Source organism: Photorhabdus sp. RM71S, from assembly GCF_042879355.1.
Classification (GTDB): domain Bacteria; phylum Pseudomonadota; class Gammaproteobacteria; order Enterobacterales; family Enterobacteriaceae; genus Photorhabdus; species Photorhabdus kayaii.
The window spans coordinates 15079-37596 of sequence record NZ_JBHFKV010000034.1 but is presented as its reverse complement, the minus strand read 5'-3'; the positions used below and the strand labels follow the sequence as shown (position 1 = coordinate 37596).

General features: G+C 41.1%; 16 protein-coding genes and 1 pseudogene. 9 read left to right on the top strand and 8 right to left on the bottom strand.

The window, feature by feature from the left end; translation table 11 throughout:
- Nucleotides 1-117: 117 nt before the first annotated feature.
- The 3 genes from brnQ to phoB form a co-directional block, all read right to left on the bottom strand.
- Nucleotides 118-1449 (bottom strand): branched-chain amino acid transport system II carrier protein, encoded by a 1332-nt coding sequence (gene brnQ, locus ACGF5R_RS16675; RefSeq protein WP_112879381.1) that lies wholly within the window; start codon nucleotides 1447-1449, stop codon nucleotides 118-120.
- A gap of 350 nt (nucleotides 1450-1799) precedes the next feature.
- Entirely contained in the window at nucleotides 1800-3140 is a 1341-nt protein-coding gene (gene phoR / locus ACGF5R_RS16670) for a phosphate regulon sensor histidine kinase PhoR (protein WP_387691882.1), read from the bottom strand.
- Nucleotides 3141-3163: 23 nt separating this feature from the next.
- Complete coding sequence (phoB, locus tag ACGF5R_RS16665) at nucleotides 3164-3853, bottom strand: phosphate regulon transcriptional regulator PhoB (RefSeq protein ID WP_112879375.1); 690 nt, start codon at nucleotides 3851-3853, stop codon at nucleotides 3164-3166.
- Nucleotides 3854-4114: 261 nt separating this feature from the next.
- Here phoB and sbcD point away from each other — a divergent pair, with 261 nt between their 5' ends.
- The 9 genes and pseudogenes from sbcD (at nucleotide 4115) to ACGF5R_RS16620 (ending at nucleotide 16367) form a co-directional block, all read left to right on the top strand.
- On the top strand, nucleotides 4115-5350 hold the full coding sequence (sbcD, locus tag ACGF5R_RS16660; protein ID WP_387691880.1) for an exonuclease subunit SbcD: 1236 nt from the start codon (nucleotides 4115-4117) through the stop codon (nucleotides 5348-5350).
- Nucleotides 5347-9033 (top strand): AAA family ATPase, encoded by a 3687-nt coding sequence (locus tag ACGF5R_RS16655; protein ID WP_387691878.1) that lies wholly within the window; start codon nucleotides 5347-5349, stop codon nucleotides 9031-9033. The genes sbcD and ACGF5R_RS16655 overlap by 4 nt, the downstream gene beginning before the upstream one ends.
- Before the next feature lie 483 nt (nucleotides 9034-9516).
- Nucleotides 9517-9867, top strand: a complete 351-nt coding sequence (locus tag ACGF5R_RS16650) for a hypothetical protein (RefSeq protein WP_387691876.1) — start codon at nucleotides 9517-9519, stop codon at nucleotides 9865-9867.
- Nucleotides 9868-9886: 19 nt separating this feature from the next.
- Entirely contained in the window at nucleotides 9887-10666 is a 780-nt protein-coding gene (locus ACGF5R_RS16645) for a phytanoyl-CoA dioxygenase family protein (protein WP_387691874.1), read from the top strand.
- A 3-nt stretch (nucleotides 10667-10669) separates the two neighbouring features.
- Complete coding sequence (locus ACGF5R_RS16640; RefSeq protein ID WP_387691872.1) at nucleotides 10670-12415, top strand: thiamine pyrophosphate-binding protein; 1746 nt, start codon at nucleotides 10670-10672, stop codon at nucleotides 12413-12415.
- Nucleotides 12416-12428: 13 nt separating this feature from the next.
- The gene (locus tag ACGF5R_RS16635; protein ID WP_387691870.1) at nucleotides 12429-13286 is read left to right on the top strand and encodes an MFS transporter; all 858 of its coding nucleotides are present in this window, start codon (nucleotides 12429-12431) and stop codon (nucleotides 13284-13286) included.
- 350 nt (nucleotides 13287-13636) lie between these two features.
- Nucleotides 13637-14425 (top strand): SDR family NAD(P)-dependent oxidoreductase, encoded by a 789-nt coding sequence (locus ACGF5R_RS16630; RefSeq protein WP_387691868.1) that lies wholly within the window; start codon nucleotides 13637-13639, stop codon nucleotides 14423-14425.
- Between the two features lie 1343 nt (nucleotides 14426-15768).
- A pseudogene (locus tag ACGF5R_RS16625) lies at nucleotides 15769-16068 on the top strand (type II toxin-antitoxin system RelE/ParE family toxin).
- Nucleotides 16065-16367, top strand: coding sequence for an addiction module antidote protein (locus ACGF5R_RS16620; RefSeq protein ID WP_112879516.1), 303 nt, complete (start codon nucleotides 16065-16067; stop codon nucleotides 16365-16367). The pseudogene ACGF5R_RS16625 and the gene ACGF5R_RS16620 overlap by 4 nt, the downstream one beginning before the upstream one ends.
- A gap of 252 nt (nucleotides 16368-16619) precedes the next feature.
- Here the strand turns inward: ACGF5R_RS16620 and ACGF5R_RS16615 are convergent, their stop codons facing one another.
- The 5 genes from ACGF5R_RS16615 to ACGF5R_RS16595 all read right to left on the bottom strand — a co-directional run bounded on the left by ACGF5R_RS16615 (nucleotide 16620) and on the right by ACGF5R_RS16595 (nucleotide 22496).
- Nucleotides 16620-17369, bottom strand: a complete 750-nt coding sequence (locus tag ACGF5R_RS16615; RefSeq protein ID WP_112879515.1) for a creatininase family protein — start codon at nucleotides 17367-17369, stop codon at nucleotides 16620-16622.
- 17 nt (nucleotides 17370-17386) lie between these two features.
- Nucleotides 17387-18256: a dihydroorotate dehydrogenase gene (locus ACGF5R_RS16610; RefSeq protein WP_387691866.1), complete on the bottom strand. Its 870-nt coding sequence runs from the start codon at nucleotides 18254-18256 to the stop codon at nucleotides 17387-17389.
- A 107-nt stretch (nucleotides 18257-18363) separates the two neighbouring features.
- Nucleotides 18364-18852 carry a nucleoside 2-deoxyribosyltransferase gene (locus tag ACGF5R_RS16605; protein WP_112879513.1) on the bottom strand — a complete coding sequence of 163 codons (489 nt, stop codon included), beginning with the start codon at nucleotides 18850-18852 and terminating at the stop codon, nucleotides 18364-18366.
- 129 nt (nucleotides 18853-18981) lie between these two features.
- Entirely contained in the window at nucleotides 18982-20745 is a 1764-nt protein-coding gene (locus ACGF5R_RS16600) for an aminotransferase class III-fold pyridoxal phosphate-dependent enzyme (RefSeq protein WP_387691864.1), read from the bottom strand.
- A gap of 50 nt (nucleotides 20746-20795) precedes the next feature.
- A complete protein-coding gene (locus tag ACGF5R_RS16595; RefSeq protein ID WP_387691862.1) occupies nucleotides 20796-22496 on the bottom strand; it encodes a beta-ketoacyl synthase N-terminal-like domain-containing protein in 1701 nt (566 codons plus the stop codon).
- Nucleotides 22497-22518 lie beyond the last annotated feature (22 nt).

Here is a 22518-nt window from a genome sequence, read left to right as displayed (position 1 = left end):
AAAAAATAGCTAATCTGTGTAGGCAATATCGGGATGGGATATCCTTTTTTCAGGAACCCCATCCCATACTCTCCCTGAACATCTGACGATGGCAAACAGTCAGAGAAACAAACATCATCACTGATGCATTTGAGTCTCGCGGGTACCAGAGCGCCCTAAAACGCGGTCATAAATACCAGCCACAACTAAAACCAACAGGGATGGTGCTAACCAAGCCAACCCTTGATCCGCCAGTGGTAAACGTGTTGCCCAATTTGGCAACAAATAAACCAGTGCTTCAGATGACTTAATCGCATCCAAAATACCAAACATCAGACTAATTAACATTACCGGAGCTAAAATACGGGTAAAATTGTGCCACCAGCACAGCGTAAAACTCAACACAATCAGAACGATACAAGGTGGATAAATAGCTGTCAGTACCGGTATAGAAATCTTAATCAAATGACTCAAACCAAGGTTAGAAGTCAACATGGAGAATCCTCCAAGGATCAAAACCAGTGAACGATAAGACAGGGGCAGATAACGGCTAAAAAACTCAGCACATGCACAAGTTAATCCAACCGCAGTCACCATACAGGCGACAAAAATCAACACAGCCAGGAAAATACTGCCGACACCACCAAAAGTATGATGAACATAGGCATGCAAAATGACCGCACCATTTTCTGCATGAGGCACTAACGATCCACTACCAGCGCCTAATTTGAACAGCGATAGATAAACCAGTATCAGACCAAAGCCGGCAATAAAACCTGCCCACATCGCATAACGGGTCAATAATGAAGATGCGGCAACGCCTCTTGAACGCGCTGCGTTAACGATGACAATCCCAAAAACCATCGCACCCAGCGTATCCATTGTCAGGTAACCATTGACGAAACCACTGGAGAATGGGATTTGCTGATAAACATCAATCGCTGGAATTGAATCACCGGCAGGCCAAAGTAAAGCAGCAACACCAAGTATACCTAGCGCCAACATCTTGATAGGCGCTAACACATGCCCGACAGTATCAAGCAAACGGCCTGGGTAAAGAGAAACAGCAATTACCAACACAAAATAAATAAGACTGTAGATAAACAGGGGTAACTCACCGTTACTGGTAAGCGGGGCAATGCCTACTTCAAAAGAGACAGTTGCGGTCCGTGGGATAGCGAATAAAGGACCAACAGCCAAATAACAAACTGTCGCAAGCAGCAAACCAGCAACTCTACCAATAGGTGAACTCAGCTCTTCAATACCACCGCCAACTTTTGCCAATGCGATGATTGTAATGACGGGTAAACCAACCGCCGTCGCTAGAAAGCCTAATGCTGCTAGCCAAACATATTCACCTGATTGTAACCCCACCATAGGGGGAAAAATAATATTTCCCGCCCCGACAAACAGAGCAAAAGTCATAAACCCTAATGCCCAAATATCCTTAGATGATAAACGATGTGTCATAATGATTATTAATGTTTTGTTACCATATTTAATGGCCTGAATAATATAAATATCATCAATAGTTAAGCCCATATTGACAATATTGAACCCTAATTTAACGATTTATTATCAAAATAATATTCACCAGGTATCTGTTGAAGACAGATTATAGTGGTCATGATAGATAGAATCGCCAACAACTGCCCACAAGTAAAACTTTTATAGCGCCAGAAGGCAATAGATAAACCAGAATGCAGAAGTATATGCCGCACTCTTTTTCAAAACTAGTGATTGCTGTTAGCTATCATTGAATAAACACTATATGATTTGCGTTTTTTTTAACCTGAAAAAATAATAATCAATTACGAAGATTAATTATTACTGTTAATCAAACTATTCCTATCTCTTCTGCTGGTTATTTTGACAGGTACAATCAATCCTGCCGGTAAAGTAAAACTAAAGATCGTTCCTTTGCCTATTTCGCTGGAAACTTTAAGATGAGAATGGTGATGATGTAAGGCATGTTTAACAATCGCAAGACCGAGACCACTTCCTCCAGTTTGTCTGGAACGCGCTTTATCTACTCGATAAAAACGTTCGGTCAAACGAGGTAGATGTTCAGCGCTGATACCTTGCCCATTATCTTTCACTGTAAATTCAGCACCATGGGAATTCTTTTTCCAACTGATATCAATTTGAGTCCCTTTAGGAGTATGGTTAACCGCGTTATAAACCAAATTCGACATTGCACTGCGAAGCAGCTCTTCATTACCGAACACTTTTAAGCCTTCACCAATATCAAAATTAATCTTATAACATTCACTACCTAGCGCAGTGGCTTCCTGACGCAATACTTTAAGCATCAAAGGCACATCAACGACTTCATTATTCATATCAATTTGGGGAGCGACTTCAATTTTAGACAGTTGCAACAATTGTTTCACCAAACCGTCCAGCCTCCGGGTTTGCTCCTGCATCGTATTCAGCGCTTTCTTATTTAGCGAACTATCCTCTGCCTGATCCTGCATCACTTCCAAATAACCCTGCAAGACGGTTAGAGGGGTACGCATTTCATGACTAACATTGGCAAAAAAGTCACGACGGGCATTTTCCAATGTTCGCTTCTGAGTCACATCTCTGGCAACCATTAAGAATTGCCCCTCAGAATAAGGCATCACCCGGAACTCAACAGCGAACCCATTATTTAATTCAATGGATAAAGGGCGCGAAAAATCCCTGGAAAGGATATATCGGCTAAAATCAGGGTAGCGAAGTAAATTAAAAATATGCTGTCCGTTGTCTTCAGGCCAACGAAAACCGAGTAAATGTTGTGCTAAACGATTACACCAGAAAATATTACCTTCCGTTGTCATCATCACAATAGCATCGGGTAATGATTCCGCCCCGCTACGAAACCGTTTGATCAACAGCGCCAGCTCACGACGCCGCTTTCGATTCCGTTGCTGCATCTGGTGAATACCATAGAAAATTGGCTCCCACCCTCCTCTCCCCGACGGTGGCAACATACTGCGATCCAACCATAGCCAATTCGAAAGTTTCAGCAAGTTATAACCATGCCATATCAGCACCAAAAATACCGAAACAAATAAACACCAGGACAAATGACCAATAAATATCGACAGAATTACCGCAGGCAAACAAAAGAGAAACAGTTCTGAAACCAGTTTTTTCCAAGATAAACGTTCTAACACATTAGATTCTCCGGTGCGTAGACTTAGTAACGGGTAGAAAAACGATAGCCCGTACCACGAACGGTCTGCACCATTTTATCATGGCCGCCAATCTCTAATACTTTACGTAAACGGCGAATATGAACATCAACAGTTCTATCTTCAACATAAACATTTGCTCCCCAAACATAATTAAGCAACTGTTCACGGCTATAGACTCGCTCAGGGTGAGTCATAAAAAAGTGCAGTAATTTAAATTCCGTCGGCCCCATATCCAGTGCTTTATCCTGGCTGGTCACCCGATGGGACGTTGAATCCAAAACCAAACCATCCATTTCGATGATATCTTCCATGACCATCGGTGAAATACGCCGTAATACCGCTTTAACTCTGGCAACCAGCTCTTTAGGAGAGAAAGGCTTAGTGATATAGTCATCTGCCCCAACTTCGAGGCCACGCACCCGATCTTCCTCTTCACCACGGGCAGTCAACATCATCACCGGAATATCGCGAATATTATTATTCCGTTTCATCTGCTTAATTATCTGCAAACCAGAACCACCGGGGAGCATCCAATCCAATAACACTAAATCAGGATATGGTTCAGATAAACATGCCAACGCAGAATCATAATCCTCTGCTTCTACCGGCTGGTACCCGTTTTTTTCCAGAACAAAACAGACCATCTCACGAATCGGAGCTTCATCTTCAACTACCAGAATACGTCTTGCCATGATTAATCCCGTTAATATATTGAGATAAACGCTACTTAGTTTGAAAAAGCATTATGCGTCAGTTTTATGACAAATTTATGAAATCCTGCCTTGGTTATCCTCTATCTGCAATCGATTTCGCAATAATTAATTTAACAATTGTCATATTTCATAATGAATGCGAAGCCGCTCGAAGATATATTCACGAAATCAGATTTAAAAGCGACATCCAGAATATAGCGATTATAATCATGCTTCACTTTAACCAATGACGGCGAAAATATGCGTATTATTCACACTTCGGACTGGCATCTTGGCCAATATTTTTTTACAAAAAGCCGGGCTGCTGAACATCAACATTTTCTGCGCTGGCTGATTAAACAGATTGAACATTATCAGGTCGATGCATTAATTGTTGCCGGAGATGTATTTGACACGGGCTCACCGCCTAGCTATGCCCGTGAACTATATAATCGCTTTGTCGTTGAACTACAACCGACCGGCTGTCAGTTAATTAGCCTTGGTGGTAACCATGATTCAGTAGCAACATTAAATGAATCAAAAGAACTCCTTTCCTGCCTAAATACCACCGTTATTGCTCACGCAGAAAAAGATCAACAAAAACAGATAAAAGTACTCACCACCAAACAAGGCAATACCGGTGCAATTCTTTGTGCAGTCCCTTTTCTGCGGCCAAGAGATATTATGATCAGCCAGGCTGGTCAGTCAGGAGAACAAAAACAACTCGTATTACAAGAAGCTATTGCAGAACACTATCATCGACTCTATCAGCGAGCATGTGAATTACGTGATGAATTGAATTTGCCCTTACCTATCATTGCTACCGGGCATCTGACGACCGTTGGCGCCACTGTTACAGATTCGGTGCGGGATATTTATATTGGTACATTGGATGCCTTCCCGGCGCAAGCTTTCCCGCCGGTAGACTATATTGCGCTTGGGCATATTCACCGGCCACAAATAGTGGCTAAATCTGAACATATTCGCTACAGCGGCTCCCCTATTCCTCTTAGTTTCGATGAAGTCGGGCAAGAGAAAAGTGTTTGTTTGGTGGAATTTATTCAAGACAAACTGGAATCCATCAAGCTTTTACCCATTCCGCAATATCAGCCCATGCAACTAATCAAGGGTAACCTGCAACACATTGAACAACAGTTGCAAACTTTTAATAACTATCAAGGAGAACAACCCGTCTGGCTGGATATTGAAGTTGCAACCCAAGATTACCTCCATGATATCCAGAAAAGGATTCGATCAATGGTTGCAGAGCTTCCTGTCGAAGTCATTCTGCTACGACGTAGTAAAACACAGCAACAAAATAGGCTAGCACAAGAAAACAGAGAAACTTTGACAGAACTTAGCGTTAACGAAGTTTTTGCCCGACGGCTTGCACAATCAGCACTCGAAGATGAAGAACATAAAAAACGTCTGACCACCCTTTTCGAACAAACACTGAACGATATCTATCAGGCTAAAAACAAGGAGGAGCAGGCATGAAGATTTTGAGTCTACGGCTAAAAAACATCAATTCATTACAAGGTGAATGGAAAATTGATTTCACAGCAGAGCCGTTTGCCAGCAGTGGTTTGTTCGCCATAACCGGTCCTACTGGCGCGGGTAAAACCACCTTATTGGATGCGATCTGCCTTGCGCTTTATCACGAAACCCCACGCTTGACGATTTCTACCTCACAAAATGAGCTGATGACCCGACACACTGCGGAATCATTGGCTGAAGTGGAGTTTGAAGTGAAAGGTGTCGCTTATCGTGCTTTCTGGAGCCAACGGCGAGCGCGTAATCAACCCAATGGCAATCTGCAAGCCCCTAAAGTGGAACTCGCCCTTAGCAGCAGTGGTAAAATTCTGGCCGATAAAATCCAGGACAAGAAAGAAAAAATCATTGAAATTACTGGATTAGATTACGGCCGTTTCACCAAATCCATATTGCTATCCCAAGGAGATTTCACTGCTTTCCTCAATGCTCAGCCAAACGAACGGGCTGATTTATTGGAAGAGTTAACCGGCACTGAAATTTACGGAATTTTATCCCAACAAATTTACCAACAACATAAACAAGCACAGTCAGAGCTGGATATTCTGCAAGTCAAAACGTCCGCCATTGATTTGCTAACGGCAGAGCAGTATCAACAACATCTGGAACAACAGCAACAACTCACCCATGCAGAATCACAACTCAATCAGCAGATAAAAACATTACAACATTCGGCACAATGGCTGACACGAGCGGAAGAACTTGAGCAACTTGTTACTGAAAACAACGCTTCCCTACAGCAGGCAGAAAAAGCGCTTACTCATGCAGAGCCGCAACTGCAAAAACTGGCTAGCAGTGAACCCGCAGAAACACTGCGCCCATTGTTGGATGATAAAAACCGAACGCAATATGAACATCAGAGAATCAGCAAACAGTTGGCGGAGATGCGTCAGCAACTTCATCAACAACAACAGACGCTCACGCCGATACAGCAAAAGGTGACTCATGCAGATTCTGCCAGAGCAGAGTATCAACAACACCGGCAACAACAAGAAAAGCTGATAACAGAACAGGTGATTCCATTAGATCATCAAATTGCGGTACAGATTAAAGAGCTCAATCTTACTCAGCAACAAATCAACGAGCAGAAAACCGCGCTTGAAAACCGTTGTCAACAATATGACACAGCAAATCAGCGCGCCCTATCATTCACCAATCAAAGAAAACAACTGGAAAATTATTTCGAGCAACAACCTTATCATCAATATTTCGGCGAAAAACTGGCTTTTTGGCAACACCAATTCTCTTGGCGGCAAGAACACCAACAACAAATTGATCACCAAACGCAAAAAGTTGGCAAGCTCACTGCCGAAATCACGCAACTTAACAATAACCTGAACAAACAAAGGGAAGACTTAAAACAACAAATTGAAAATAACCAACCGCTGGAACTGGCATTTGAGCAGGCCAAGCAACAATTTTCTACTCTGCAAAAACAATATTCGCCAGAGAAATTAAAAAAACAATTAACTCAATATCAGGAACAGCTACCGCTGCAACATAAACTGGAGATCCTGTCGCCGCAAATCTTGCAATTACAAGCCGCTATTGCCAGCCATCATATTCGCTTACAACAACCGAAAAAATTATTAAAGGAACTTCCTGTTCAAATTGAATCCATCGATAAACAACTCTCAGACAAACAGCAACATTTAGCCGATCTTACTCAACGTATTCAGTTAGAACAAAAGATTGTCAGTCTGGAAAAAGAGCGGGCACAGCTCAAGGAAGGTTCTCCTTGCCCACTATGCGGTGCTGAACATCATCCTGCAATTCAGGATTATCAAAATATTGAACTGCCAAAATCAGAACAACGGTTAAAAGATTTACGCCAGCAATTTGAAGCGCTGCAAGCCACCAAAATATCATTGGTTAATAAAAAAGAGTTCCAACAGCAACAATACGACCATATTTTGCAAGAAATTGCTGATGCTGAACCACGATTGAATATATTAACGCAACAATGGCAGGAAACCTGCGCAATATTACAGATCGAAATTTCTCTTTCGGATAAACCCGCTCTTGAACTATTTGTGCAACAAAACCAATCTGCTTATCAGCTTTGCCAGACTCAATTAACCGAACTTGAACTAACAGAAAAAACGTACCAAAAAACAGAAAAAACACTGACTGTTCATCAAGAACGCATTAAAGAAATTGAACGAAATATTGAACTGAGTAAACATCAACACAATGTACTGAAAAAACACTTATCTGAATTGCAGCCAGAGATACAACAACAGCAGTGTAAACTAACTGATGTCATCGAAAAAATGACGTCAGAATTACAGCAATATAATTTATCCCTGCCAATGCTGAATGATACTGAAAACTGGCTGCAACAACGTAGAGAGGAGTGGCAGATATATCAAAACTGTCATGAAAACTGGCAACAGATCCAAAAAGAAGAAGCGGTCATTCAAAATCAGATTGAATCATTGCATAAACAGAAAGAAGAATATGTATGCCGTTTAAATGGGCTTAATCAAACAGCACAGCAACAGAAACAGCAACTCGCAGAAGCACAACAACAGCGCCAACAACTATTTGGTAAGCAATCTGTTACGGACATCACTCAGGCATTACAACAACAATCTCAACAACTGGAAGAAGCGTACAAACAGTCACAATCACATCTGCAACAGGCACAATCCAATATTAGCCAACTGACCGGCGCCATTAATGAGACAGAAAAAAACTACAACCAGTCTGAGCAACAAAAACAGCGGGCAGAACAAAACTTCAATGCTGCATTAGCAAAGAGCCCATTTGCCGATCAGCATGCCGTTGAATCGGCGCTATTATCGCAAGAGCAACGTAAGGAATTGCAACAACTCAAAGAACAGCTTGAACAACAGCAGATACAAGCCAACGCCCTATGTCAGAAAGCAGCAGAAACTCTGCAACAACATCGGAAAAATCGCCCTGAGTTACTTAATCAATATACAAAATCACAACTGACCGAACAGTTGGAAAACATTACTGATGAGCTAAAAAGAAACACCTTACAACAAGGAGAGCTGAAAAACCTGCTTGGTAATGATGCAATACGCCGTCAACAGCAAAAATCCTTATTGGAAGAGATCAGCCATTGCCAACAAAATTATGATGACTGGAGTTATCTTAATAATCTGATTGGTTCGGCTGATGGCGCTAAATTCCGTCGCTTTGCTCAAGGATTAACACTGGATCATTTGGTTCATCTCGCCAATCAACGGCTGAAAAAATTGCACGGACGCTACGATTTGCAACGTAAAAACAGTGATGGTCTTGAACTACAAGTGATTGATACCTGGCAAGCCGATGCTATTCGTGATACCAAAACGCTTTCCGGTGGCGAAAGTTTTCTGGTCAGCCTCGCCTTGGCTTTAGCGCTATCTGATTTAGTCAGCAATAAAACCAGTATTGACTCACTGTTCTTGGATGAAGGCTTTGGCACACTTGATCCAGAAACCCTTGATATTGCTCTTGATGCACTGGATCATTTAAATGCTTCCGGTAAAACCATTGGAGTCATCAGCCACATCGAAGCCATGAAAGAACGGATACCCGTGCAAATTAAAGTGAAAAAAATTAATGGGCTTGGGATAAGTAAACTCTCACCTGAGTTTCGTTATGGTAAACAATAGCGGAAAACAATAAAAAGTATTCCCAAAGTGAACTGAATGCCGTTATTTTTTCCTTAAAAAGATACTCCCGCCAGCATAAAGGCGGGAAGGAAATTTCGACAAGGCATTACCCTTGCTGGTTTTGAATGTACTGCGTGACTTGCTCTCGCCAACAAACATCAAGAAGCAAGAACGCCCAACGAAATGACAATTCTTCGAGCTGTTTGCTATCCCTCTTTCCCCTAATGTTAAAAACGCGTTTTACTCACAATTAGCATTCAGGAGGGAGAAGTCCACAGGTTTTGTTAAAGACGATGGTTTTAACCAAGTTTAACAGCTTAATAACTCACAAGCCGTTGACAACCCTTTTTAAAAAATAAAGTTTCTTTCATCATATATACCCTATGGATTTCAAGATGCATCGCTACGGCAAGGGAGCGAATCCCCGGGAGCATAGATAACTATGTGACCGTGGTGAGTGAGTGCAGCCAACAAAGAGGCAACTTGAAAGATGACGGGTATATTACCCGCCTTCACAAATCACCAAGAATAAAAGCAATGGTACAAGAATTACAAAAGTTGGGTGTCAACATTCAGCCTTTGATTATAAATGGTGTTTATGATGGTTTTGAAATTCATGAAACACCATCCTATTCAGGAAATTGCAGGCTTTCCAGTTGGGGGGATCATCGTATTTTTATGTCCTTATTTGTAGCATCATTACGTTGCCAACAAGCTAATTTTATTGATGGTTATGAAGATGTTCATTGTTCATTCCCTTCTTTCTTTAAAGAATTTGAGCAACTTGGTATTACGTTCGAAGAAATGATTTTCCAATCAGAATCGGTTTATTAATTTAGATAAGGTTATCAATATGAATGTCAAGGAAAAAATACACGAAATGGGCTATGTTGTAATACCTGAAGCAATAGAAAAAGAAGAAATTGAAATTATCAGGGATTTTTATACAGAAACATCAAAAATAAATAATCTTTCTACTCTTTTGCCAACAGATATATTAAAAAACACTGAAGTATTTCATGCTATTTTGGATGATAAATCAGTTACAGTTATCAAGGAAATTTTTAGGAAATCTTTTTCTTTATTTCCTAATTTTACTATTCGGGAGAGTGTTTATATCCCTTGGCACAATGATGCGTATTTTTTATCGAATGAGGTAATCAATCCAGATGCACCATTACAATTTATGCAATGTGCTATATATTTGCAGGATAATGATCCTGATTATGGAGGAGGAATAACATTAATCCCTTTTTCTCATCGACTGAATCAAACCACTGTGAAGAATATGCTAAATACTCCGCAAGCATACGAAAAAGTGATCATGAGTAAGGCTGGTGATCTCGTTCTTTGGGATAATAGAATAACTCACAGAAGTACTTATCCTGATAAAGTGCCTGACAACACAAAATTAGCGTTACAGTGGACAGTTTCTGCATCAGAGCAACATAATGAACTATACCTACAATATCTTCGGGATCGTGCACAACATAGTATGCATGTTTCCGATTATTTGCCCAAAAGTCCGAAACCTTATTTTGCAGATATGCCTAATGTTCGATACCCGGACTCATTTCATCAAGATTCATTAGAAATAATGAAAACACAAAATATACACTTTATAGGGCTATGAACTATGACATATTTAGATCATAAGCAGAAAGAAAGTGGAGCATCTTATATATTGAGGCAACTACGCCAGTTAGATGCGTCTCATCTCTTCATGGTGCCAGGCAAACTCATAAACGCATTCATGAAATGCTACCCGAAAGATAATGATTCAGTATTAGATGTTTTTCCTGCCCCAGTAGTTACCGCCTGTGAAACGGGGGCTGCTTATATGGCAGAAGGATATGCCCGTGTCTCTGATAATTTTGGTATATGTCTGGTCATTGGTGGTCCCGGTGTTACGAATACTCTGACAGGTATAGCTTCTGCCTATACAGATAATTTCCCTGTTTTACTTTTAGCTGGACAAATTTCATCGACAATGGAAATGCACAATGTTTTACAGGACAGTACCCAATCTGGGATTAATCAACAAGTGATTTTTTCTCCAGTAACTCGCGCAACATTTGAAGCTAAAGCTGGTCAATCAATCAGTCGGTTTCTGAGAGAATCACTCAGGGCAATGAAAGGAATTGAAAGAGGTCCAGTGTATCTGGGAGTAAGTAAGGAAATTTTAAATGAATATGATGGAAACCGCCCCGATATTAGTTCAACTGTTTCTGATTCCTGGAAAAATCGCCCAGTAGATATTAATAAAATATGTTCACCTAAACTTGAACAATTAATAAGAAAAAATCATAATTGCATTATTCTCGCGGGGTTACGTAGTAAAACATCTGAAACTGCTGATATGTTGTTAGCATTTGCAGAAAAGTATCATTTTCCAGTAGCAACAACACTTAGTGGTAAAGGGATATTTCCAGAGGATCATCCTCTGTCGCTCGGTATTTATGGTTATTCAGGTAGCCCCAGAGCTATTGAAGCATTTAAAGATCCGGGATTGGAGGGCATTATTTTATTGGGGGTAGATACAACCCAATGGAGTACAATGCTCTGGTCTCCAGAATTACAACTTTCTGGTAGAACTATTCAGGTTGATACAAATCCTGAATATCTTGGTAAATACCTTGATATTACTTGTGGGATTACTGCAAATAGTAGTGCTTTTCTAGACACTCTTGGCGAGTACTACCATAACACGCTCATATCTGGATGCCTAACACGGGAAAAATGGGTAAAAGACCTCAGTACCGTTCCCAAATATTTTCCTATTGATTTTAGTGCAACAGGTGATGCAAAAAGACACCCCGCATCCTATATCAATATTCTCCAAGAACATTTTCCAGAAAATGGAATTGTCAGTGTAGACTCTGGCGCGCATCGTTCATTCTTTGGTCATTATTGGGTCGCCCGCAGACCTGAAGCATACTTATCCGCTACGACACTCGGGCCTATGGGCTGGAGTATTCCAGCCGGAATAGGCGCTAGCTTCGCAGCACCGGACAGGAAATGTATGGTGATCACAGGTGATGGTTGTATGTTAATGCAGGGAATGGAATTAGCCACTGCATCAAAATACCATCGTAATATACTTTTTATTGTCTTCAACAATGCCTCTTATGCCGCAAGCTACTTTAATAATAAAGATAACAGAGCAGATCTAACGAAAATTCCTAATTATGATTGGTGTCAACTGGCTAAGGGATTAGGGGTAAATAGCTTTTGCGTGAATTCTCCTGAACAATTACAGGAGTGCCTAGCCGGGATTATGCAGCAAAACGCTCCTTTTTTGATTGAAATCAAATGTGATAGCCAACACGCTACGCCAAATAAGGAATACAACGGACGCATAAAAATACTCCCTCTTGTATGAAAGGAGCAATGGCATGAAATCAAAGCTAATTATCATCAACTCGTGCGTTATCTTAGTACTCGGATTGTTTTCTATAGACCTCTATAATCCAGCACTTCCCATTATAAAAATGGCGCTCGCAATAACAGACAATCAGGCACAGAGCTTGGTTGTTTATTATCTCCTTGGTTTTGCAGTATCTCAGATTTTTTATGGCCCACTTTCTGATAAATACGGGCGTATTCCTGTAATCATATTTTCCTTATTATTTTCTGCTGTTGGTAACTATCTAACTTCTACCGCAGAATCATTTCACACACTCTCATTATTCAGACTCCTGACGGGAATTGGCGCAGGTGGATGCCCAGTTATTAGTAGAGCAATACTCAGTGATACTTTTAGGGATAAAACGGAATTATCAAAATCACTGGCAATTTTTTCTATGGCATCACAAGTTTCTCCTACTTTTGCCCCCATTATTGGGGGCTATATTACTGAGTATCTGCCGTGGAAATTTAATTTTATCGCGCTAGCCATCATGATGTTGTTAGGTGCGATTTTTGTCAAAATGACACTGCCGGAAACATCTCCGATGAGACCAAATAGCAATGGTAGACTGGCTGGTTTTCGAATTTTATTATCAAATGTTAATTTTGTTTTATACAGTGTTGTCTCTGCTGTCTTGTTTGCCATTACCATTGGTTATTTTACTGCTAGTCCTTTCGTATTCCAGACCCAATTTGGGTTATCGTCATCACAGAACGGATATCTGTTTATAATCTATTCTGCTGGAATTGTAATAGGCTCATTGTTAACAAAAAAAGGTTATCACACGCTACACCCGAATATATTCTTAAAATATCTTTGCCATTATTACTGTCATTCACGGTAATAGCGCTCATTTTTATTCACTTCACTCAGATATTATCAATTGGCTTCATCATTATTTATAGTTTTGCGATAGGGTTGGGGTGTGGGCTATCTTCCCCTTTATTACTCGGGATAAGTTTATATGGTCATCCTGAATTATCAGGAACGGGTAGCGCTTTGCAGGGGGCACTCAAAATGGCCGGGGCAGCTATTATATTATGGTTTTTCTCCAGTGGTCATACAACGACTGCGACTGGCTTGATGTGGGGACTTTTTGCTCTTGCTCTGATTTGTTTCATTTTAATAGTTTGTACCCAGTACTGGGTGTCTGAAACAGAAAACTGACGTTTGTAGAACATATATGGAGAGAATATGGATCTTAAAATAACGGGGCGTTGGGCTGTTATATGTGCAGCCAGCGAGGGTCTGGGCTTTGCTTGCACAGCAGCGTTAGTTGCAGAAGGTGTAAATGTTGTTATTAACGCACGACGAACTGAACAATTGGAAATGGCAGCGCTACAGTTGCAAGAGATAAATTCAGCCGTGTCGATAAGATGGATATCGGGTGATATAACTCAACCGGGGACACAAAAGGCAGTATTAACAGCTTCACCTATGGTGGATATCCTTATCACAAATGCAGGAGGGCCGCCAACAGGTCACTTTTCTGAATGGAGTCATGATATATGGTATCAGGCAATTAACACCAATATGCTTACACCAATAACCCTGATCCAAGCAGTGATCAATAAAATGGCTGACCGTAGTTTTGGGCGCATCATCAATATTACTTCTGGTACAGTTAAAGCACCTCAAAATGAGTTGGGATTATCAAATGGAGCACGAGGAGGGCTAACAACTTTCGTTAGCGGTTTGGCAAAATCTCATTTATTGATGAGAAATAATATCAATATAAACAATCTATTACCCGGAGCATTCGAGACTCAGCGCCTGAGACAAACATTTAAACAAAAAGCATTAAGATGTGGTGATTCACCGGAAAATATGGCAATGCAACGTAGCCAGAAAATTCCCGCAGGAAGATTTGGAATTCCAGAAGAATTTGGAGCCTATTGTGCATTTTTATGTAGTACCCATGCCTGTTATATAACAGGACAAAATATTCTTATCGACGGGGGTGCTTATCCCGGTGTCTTTTAGAGAGCCTGCAAAATTCAATTATCATGAAGCTGTATGATTGCTTTTTCAGCCCTATCAACATGTTACAACGGCAGAGAATAATACAAAGCATGGAGTATTTCACCTAAATGATGTCATGAGTTTTCAGAACAGTGAACGTGAAATTGTGACAGGCACCTTGGTGTGCCTGAGCAAAAAATCAGTCACAGTTCATACTGAAAATGGCATTCACTGAAATGCTGCGCCGCAATTGAGAACGCTGGTAACACATAACCGTTTTACCTATTTTTTATTACGTCATTTTTATAGTTTTCTTCGTAAAATAACAATGAAAAATCATTTTAACACCCACTTGTTAGTTATATAAAAGCTTTAATGGCCCCGTATTATCACTTTTAAATAATTGTATCAGGTTAGATAAACGTAAAATAATCGGAGGATAACATCACCGATAAATGTATTAAATATAACAGAGAGTCAGCCGTTTTTAACCACTCTGTATTTCTTTAAAATCTGGCATTAATGAAGCACCTATTTTTTTCAATCCTTAGCTAACTAATCACCGATAGAAAGCAGCTTGCAATTATCTAGACGTGAAAATGCAAGTAAAAAGATAAGCTGAACCATGTTAAAAAGATGATAAACAAAGCCTGTAACAGGTAAATAATTCTATTTTCCATTTCGTATTTAACAATCCTATTTTTATTAAACTGATACTTGTTTTTTTCATTTTTACTTTAATAATCCTATGTTACTTTTCTATCCTTAAAAAACAGAGAGTAAATGGTGCATTACTGGCATTAAAATAAAAGCATATTTCTTTAACCATCTTTAATGCTGTTAATCTGGTTAACCTAAAAGTTCATCTGCTTTCTTTAACGATTATCTCTGATTTTACGTAAATTTCTTACAGCCATGTAAAATAAACTTAAAATCTGCTTTTCTTGATTTTTTCTCTTTCAATGCCAATATAGCATCGAATTTTTTATCCGCTGAAAAAGAACCTTAACTATTTCTTGTTACCTTTGATGATTAAATTTTTCACTTGTTTTTTCATAATACGCTTGCCACTTTTTTCCCGATTTTAAAACCACACTGACAAATAAAAAATGGCTTTTATCAATACCTGCTTTATCACATACAGATAAAACATATCCAATCTCAGGGTAATATTTCTCTTTATTTATAATTTATCCAGATATCACTTCACTTTTAAAATCACGATCCCTTCCTGACTATCTGATACTACAAACACAATAGCTTAATTAGTTTAAAACCGGAAAGCTGTTTAAAAATAAAAATGTTAACTAAAGTTGACACAACTGTGTTTTATACCTATAATCAAAGTATAGATGGGGATAAAAATGGAAATTAAAAGCACAAGTATTTTTAACCAATGGATAGATAAATTGAAAGATACCAGAGCAAAAGCAAAAATACAGGTCAGGATTAAGCGATTGTAGTTTGGTAACTTCGGTGATGTAAAACCAGTCGGAGAAGGAATATCTGAATTAAGGATTGATGAGGGAAAAGGGTATCGGATTTACATTACCTCACATGGAGAACAATTAATTATATTATTGTGTGGGGATGATAAAAGCACACAGTCAAAAGATATACAGCAAGCAAAGAAAATAGTTAAAGAAATTGAGAGGTATTTATGAACAAAGGAATCGAAATCAGCAACTATGAAATTGCGGAACACCTGAAAACAGAAGAAGATATCCAACTGTATTTAGAGGAGGTGATGAAAGAGGATAATCCAGCCCTGATATTATCTGCATTGGGAGATATTGCCAAAGCCAGAAATATGAGCCAGCTTGCAAAAGAAGTGGGTATAAGCAGGGAGGGATTATATAAAGCCTTATCAGGAAAAGGAAATCCAACTTTTACAACTATTTTGAAAATAGTGAAAGCGCTTGGATTAAGATTTGAGTTACAATCTGCTAACGTTAATATTTAAATTTAAGCTTTGGTATATTGGTCACCTTTAAATCTTTAATGATAATCATGGCGTGTTTTTTTCTGATTGTCATGATGACTTTATACAAGTCGTCGCAGCAAATATTAGCAACGTGGGTATACAGAAAACTGCGCCTTATTAACCTTCCCCTGAAAGATGAGGTTTTAAGGCGCATTTGTATAATATAAAAGCGATAAATCTTTTCCCTATAGCTAGGGCAAAACCGAAAAAACACCGCGATATGGCGACTGATTAATCCGCAGTAACCAGTTCCAATATTTGCTGTCTGACATGCTCGAAAATGAGTTCGCCTATTTCCGCACTTGAACCGGATGTTTTGGAAAGAACGCCTCTTGTTGAAAATTCTTTTTTAATCGGTACTTGATAGATCCCAGCGCGTGGCGGTTTATCATGATCAGGTCGCTCCGCTCTCACTAAATCGGGACGCAAATGCAACATTAAACTCGTTTCTGTTAACCCTGCATGCTCAGCGTGCCAACCGGGAAAATCAACTAAATGTTCACGAGTCCAATCATCAGATACCAAACTCCACCAGCTAAATACGATAACGGAACGATCGTTAAAATGTCCCTCCGCCCGTAATGCGTCTACCGCTTCGAAAATAAAACCTTCATTCTCAAAATGACCATTAATGATCACCAGTTGCTTAAAGGGTAATGAGCACAAGCTCTTAATTGTTCGGCTGATATAAGCGGTAAATGTTGATCCATCCAGGTAAATAGTACCAGGAAATTCAAGTCCACCCCCACTTTGTGGCAATGATCTGGCAGACACTGGCTGTACCGGCAAGGTGAATCCATTAATATCCTCCGCCAACACGCGAGCAAAGGCTTCTGGGATCACTGAATCCACATTCAACGGCAGATGAGGCCCATGCTGCTCAATCCCGCCAATCGGCCATATCAATGTTTTACCTTCAACCGCGGCTAAGACCTGCTCACTGGTCAGTTCCGCAAATTCTCTAATTTTATTATTATTCATGATGTTATCCATTTTCCTCATACTTTTTCTGACGTCATAACTTGCGTATATTCATGAACAATGCGCTGCAATGTTTTATACATATGCCGATGAAGCGCGGTGTAAACCTGCACCGTATTCGCCCCTGCCAGTAGGTATTCATGAACATCATTACCATCCTGTACGCCTCCCGACCCAAGTATTGGAATCGTCACCCCTCGCTTACGCAGGTTATAAATAGCGGCAAGCACCATTGGTTTGATCCCTGGCCCAGAGTATCCGCAAACCCCATTAAGCAGCGCTTCGCCATTCGCTGTGTCGAATGCAATGCCTGAAATGGTATCGCTCAACGTTATCCCATCAGCCCCCCCTTCTACCGCAGCTTGAACACGCCCATACAAATTATCGCCAAGCGAGAGTTTGACCGCAAAAGGGGTGTCCGTTCGCTCTTTCACTGCTTTGGTGTAGTTGAATACACGTTCTGGTGTATCTCCCGTGAAGTCATCCGCATGCAAGCATGAAATGCCTAACTCCAAAGGGGCATCGGTCACTTCCGAGATACGAACAGCCAATGAACCTAACGCCTCAGGTGATTCAGCATGGATAGAAACTATCACCGGAAGTTGTTCTTCCTTAAATTCACGGAGAAGTGTTAACCAATAGTCAACGGTTTTCTTCGAATACGTCGTATTGTTCAGCATCCCTGTACTGAATAAATAGGTCTTTTCTGTATGCAATTTTTCTGAGCGCGGGTAAATCGTTTTTGTCACGACTGCCCCTGCGCCGTAAGCGATAAACTGGCGAATATTTTTAGCTTGATCAGAAAGCAAACCCGACCCAACAATAATTGGGTTTTTTATCTTCATTCCTAAAACATCATAGGTTGATTCAATAACTCGATTTTCCATCGTAACTCCACAAATTACCCATTCAAGCAAACTCGCTATTAACCCGCCTTTCAATTCAATAGAAAGTCAATAGAAAGGCGGTATATCCTCAAAAAGGTGATCAATAGCTATTCAACTGCAAGATTCCTGAAAATCTCGCCAATCTGTCCCGGATTTTGACGAAAATCGTGAATATCCAATTTCGACAAATTGCAAATATGCTCTAATCCCTTTAACAAATGACTACCACCATTCACAATCGGTAGTTGAGTGATTAATAAGACGGGCCGTTTCAGAGCAGAGGCCCAACCAAGTTCAATATGTGTACCGTCAGTACGCAGTAATTCATCACCTTGATGAACCGGAAGAATGGGCATGAAAAAATCACACTGCCGCATCCATTGGAAATCCCGTTTCGATACCATATCTGGCGTATAACTGGGTGTATCAATGCCAAATTTCTCAGTCAAATGCGCCGAAAATACATTACCATTCAGTGCCTTTACCGTCTTAATCGCCAGTTGGATAGTCGTTCTCAACTCCTCATGAAAACCGTTATCACAAATTGCAAATTGAATCGGCCCACCAATGAAAACACTTTTATTTGCCAACGGCATAACGTTCCCCTTAATTTTCATTACTCAACAGACTATGAGCCGTCGTTTCAGAGCATCGAACTCAGCACAGCCAGAAGATAGGATGCTTAATAATTCAATAAGTTATTACTCACAACAGGCCAGTTTGCTCTAGCTATATCGAGGAAGCAGGTTGTTTTCCTCAAGTTCATCTAAGCTATCTACAAATGCCAAATAAACTTTTTCCAGATGAGTATCATCATGTGCATCGGATATAAACCAGCAACGCCATTCCCAGATATAAACCCCTCTCATTAACAGGTTGTAGTAAAGCAAATCCATGTTGTCACGATGCATTAATCTAAAAAATGAGGAAAACGATCTTGCCTCGATAAGAACCCGACGGCTTAAGAACAGTTGGTTCAAACGTGAAACAAACGATTCAGTACGCTGAGTCAGTGCCTTGGTAAAAGTTTCCCCTCTCCTCTTGATCTCCTGCAAAGTGGCTTTCGCAGCGGTCATGCAAAGCGGATGTTGAAAATAGGTCCCACCAAAGAATGTCGGCTCCGCTGCGGGGAAACTATCATCGTTGAAATTCCAGTTTCCACCGTCAATCGAATCAAGCATATTCTTCCTACCCGTAATGACGCCCAGAGGCATTCCACCACCTATCGTTTTGCCATAGGTCACAATATCGGCCTCAATGCCGAATAACCCTTGGACACCCGCTGGATGAGATCTGAAACCTGTCACGATTTCGTCAAATATCAGCAGAATATCTAACTCCCTGGTCACTTGACGCAAACGTCGCAAATAATCTGGATTACTCAATCCTGGGTCACGCGTGGGTATAGGTTCTACCAGCACCGCAGCGATATCGGTTCTATTGGTTTTGAGAAACTCAATGGCCTCATTGGAGCCAAACCCAAACACCGAAACATCAGCAACCATATTTTCAGGTATACCCACCGAAATGGGTTTTGTCGCATTAACTTCATCATATTCACCAGCTCTAGCCAGTACGGCATCCCAATGTCCGTGGTAACTGCTAGAAAAGAGCACAATATGATTACGACGAGTGAGCGCTCGTGCTGCCCGAACCGCATTCATCACTGCTTCCGTTCCACTATTGACGAAAGCAACGCGATCCATGCCAGTAATCTCTTTGATAAGTTCAGCCACTTCTAAACCTATCTCATGCCGAGTTCCCAAACCAAAACTGTTGTCTATCTGCTGAGTGAGCGCTTTAACTACAAAAGGTGGGCTATGACCAAACAAATGCGCACCGAATCCCATCGTCATATCAATGTAATCATTACCATCAATATCCTTGACAACAGGGCCGGCAAACTTGGTGCAGACAATCGGGTAAAGTAGCTCTTTTATGGAGGGCTTAAAGCCAATTCCAGAACGGCTATCTGCAATATTTTTACGTACCGCTACCGAATGAATTTTTGATTTAATCGTTCGCTCGTTATATTTAGATATGAATGAAGCCAGATACTTTTTTCTCTCCTCAGATTCAATCGATGGTGCGCTTCTTGACATCCATTGGAAAAAACGTTCTTTCTTAACCGGTGGAATATTTGGCGTATCGGATTGTTCAGACCTTTTTTCTTGATCAGCCAAGGCGGGTTGAGTGACCAAATGGTTATCTTCCATAACATTGTTTTTATCCGCCATAACATTGCTTTTATCCGCCATCAAGATATATTCACTGAGTTGACGAACCGTTTGTAATTCTGCGAAAAATTGCCGTACTGAAAGTTTTATACCAAATCGTTTATGGATGGGTTCCAATGCTTCGAATAACAAGAGTGATTCCGCCCCCAATTCAACCAACGGTATTTCTAGTTTTATCTCTTCTTTCGGTAAACCAAATGTTTCTGCAAAAATAGCGATTATTTCTCTCTGAATAATTTCAATATTACTCATATCAACCTCACTTTCCTCAAAATGAAGACGATCTCTACCGGTTTTACAGCTCAGATTGCCGTTCTTTCAAATGGATAAGTTGGCAGCGGGAGCCGTTTACGATATTCGCTCTGGTAAAAAATATCCCAATTGATACTTCCCCCGGCCTGCCAGACAAAGGCAGGCGAAATAAACATCTCTTGCAGTTCACTCAATTGAGGGGTCACCACTAGGGCTTTATTTAGCAGGCCCGATATCAGTTCACGGATATCACGTGCGACAATCACCTTGCGTATAGATAAATGTCGTCGGCCACGTTGTAAGGTAAATGCCACATCAGCGATATTCGTTTCTGGATACTGTTCAAGATATTTCACTAAATCCAAAATTTTTTGCGCTAATGCTGTTTCAGTACGTGCACTCAGCGGGATCAGATGTGCTGCCGCCAGGGAAGGTATGTCAGGCTTTCTCTCCGGTGGTTCGGCAACGACAACATGAACATTTGTACCACCGATCCCGAACGAGCTAACACCAGCAATTCTCGCCGCCTTATCGTTATCCCAATCTCTAGATTCAGTAGGCACATAAAACGGCGATTCAGGCTCCCTCAATTCAGCACAAGGAGATTCACAATTCATTGACGGAGGAATAATGCCTGAATTGACAGCATAGATGGCTTTTATCAGCCCAGCGATACCCGAAGCACAATCAGCATGACCAAGATTGGATTTAATCGAACCTAAAGCACACGATCTGGCCGATACGCCGGCAAATATCCGTCCTAGCGCCCGTAATTCAATCCCATCACCAACAGGTGTGCCAGTACCATGCGCTTCAATCAAACCAATCTGATCAGCTCGGACATCAGCCGCCGCAAGCGCACGACGGATCACCTGCTCCTGACCTGAAACCCCCGGAGCACTATAACCCGCCTTGACAGACCCATCGTTGTTGATTGCCGACCCTTTGATAACCGCTAAAATCGGCTCACCATTAAGCAAAGCATCCTCCAGACGGCGTAATACCACGAACGCGGTGGCATCAGAGAAAATCGTACCGTCAGCTTTCTCATCGAACGCGCAAACTCGTCCTGTCGGAGACAATATCCCTCCCGCATGGTAAACATAACCAACATGAGCGGGATACCTGACACAAACACCGCCTGCCAGCGCCATGTCACTTTCACCTAGCAATAAACTGTTGCAAGCCATATGCACAGCCACTAGTGAACCTGAGCAAAAAGTGCCTACGCTGACAGCAGGCCCCAAACAGTTGAGCTTATACGCCACACGCGTTGCCAAAGCATCTACAGAACTTCCACCAAATAGCAGCATGGCATCAGCAGAAGAGTGGTTCAGGGTCGGTACATCGGCTTGCCAGGTACTCCGACGAGAACCGATAAAAACTGAACAGAGCCCTGCGTCTGCCCCGCTGGAATAACCGCTAAGTTCAAGTGCCTCATGGCAAACCTCCAGACAAATCCGTTGCTGAGGGTCCATTTTAGAAACTTCTCTCGGCATCATTTGAAAATAGCTGTAATCAAACGCCTCTGGATCTTGCAGGTACGCACCACGCGGAACGTAATGCAATCCGCCTTCACCTGCATCAACGCCCCGATTATGAAGTTCTTCATTGGTATAACTCGAAATCAGTTCCCGCTTCCCTAAGATCGCATCCCAAAGATCTTGACTCGAATCCGCATTAGGAAAACGTCCAGCTATGCTGGTAATCGCAATATCTGTTGAATAATGCATTTGTATTTTTGATTTCATGCTAATTCCCTTTCCCGAACAC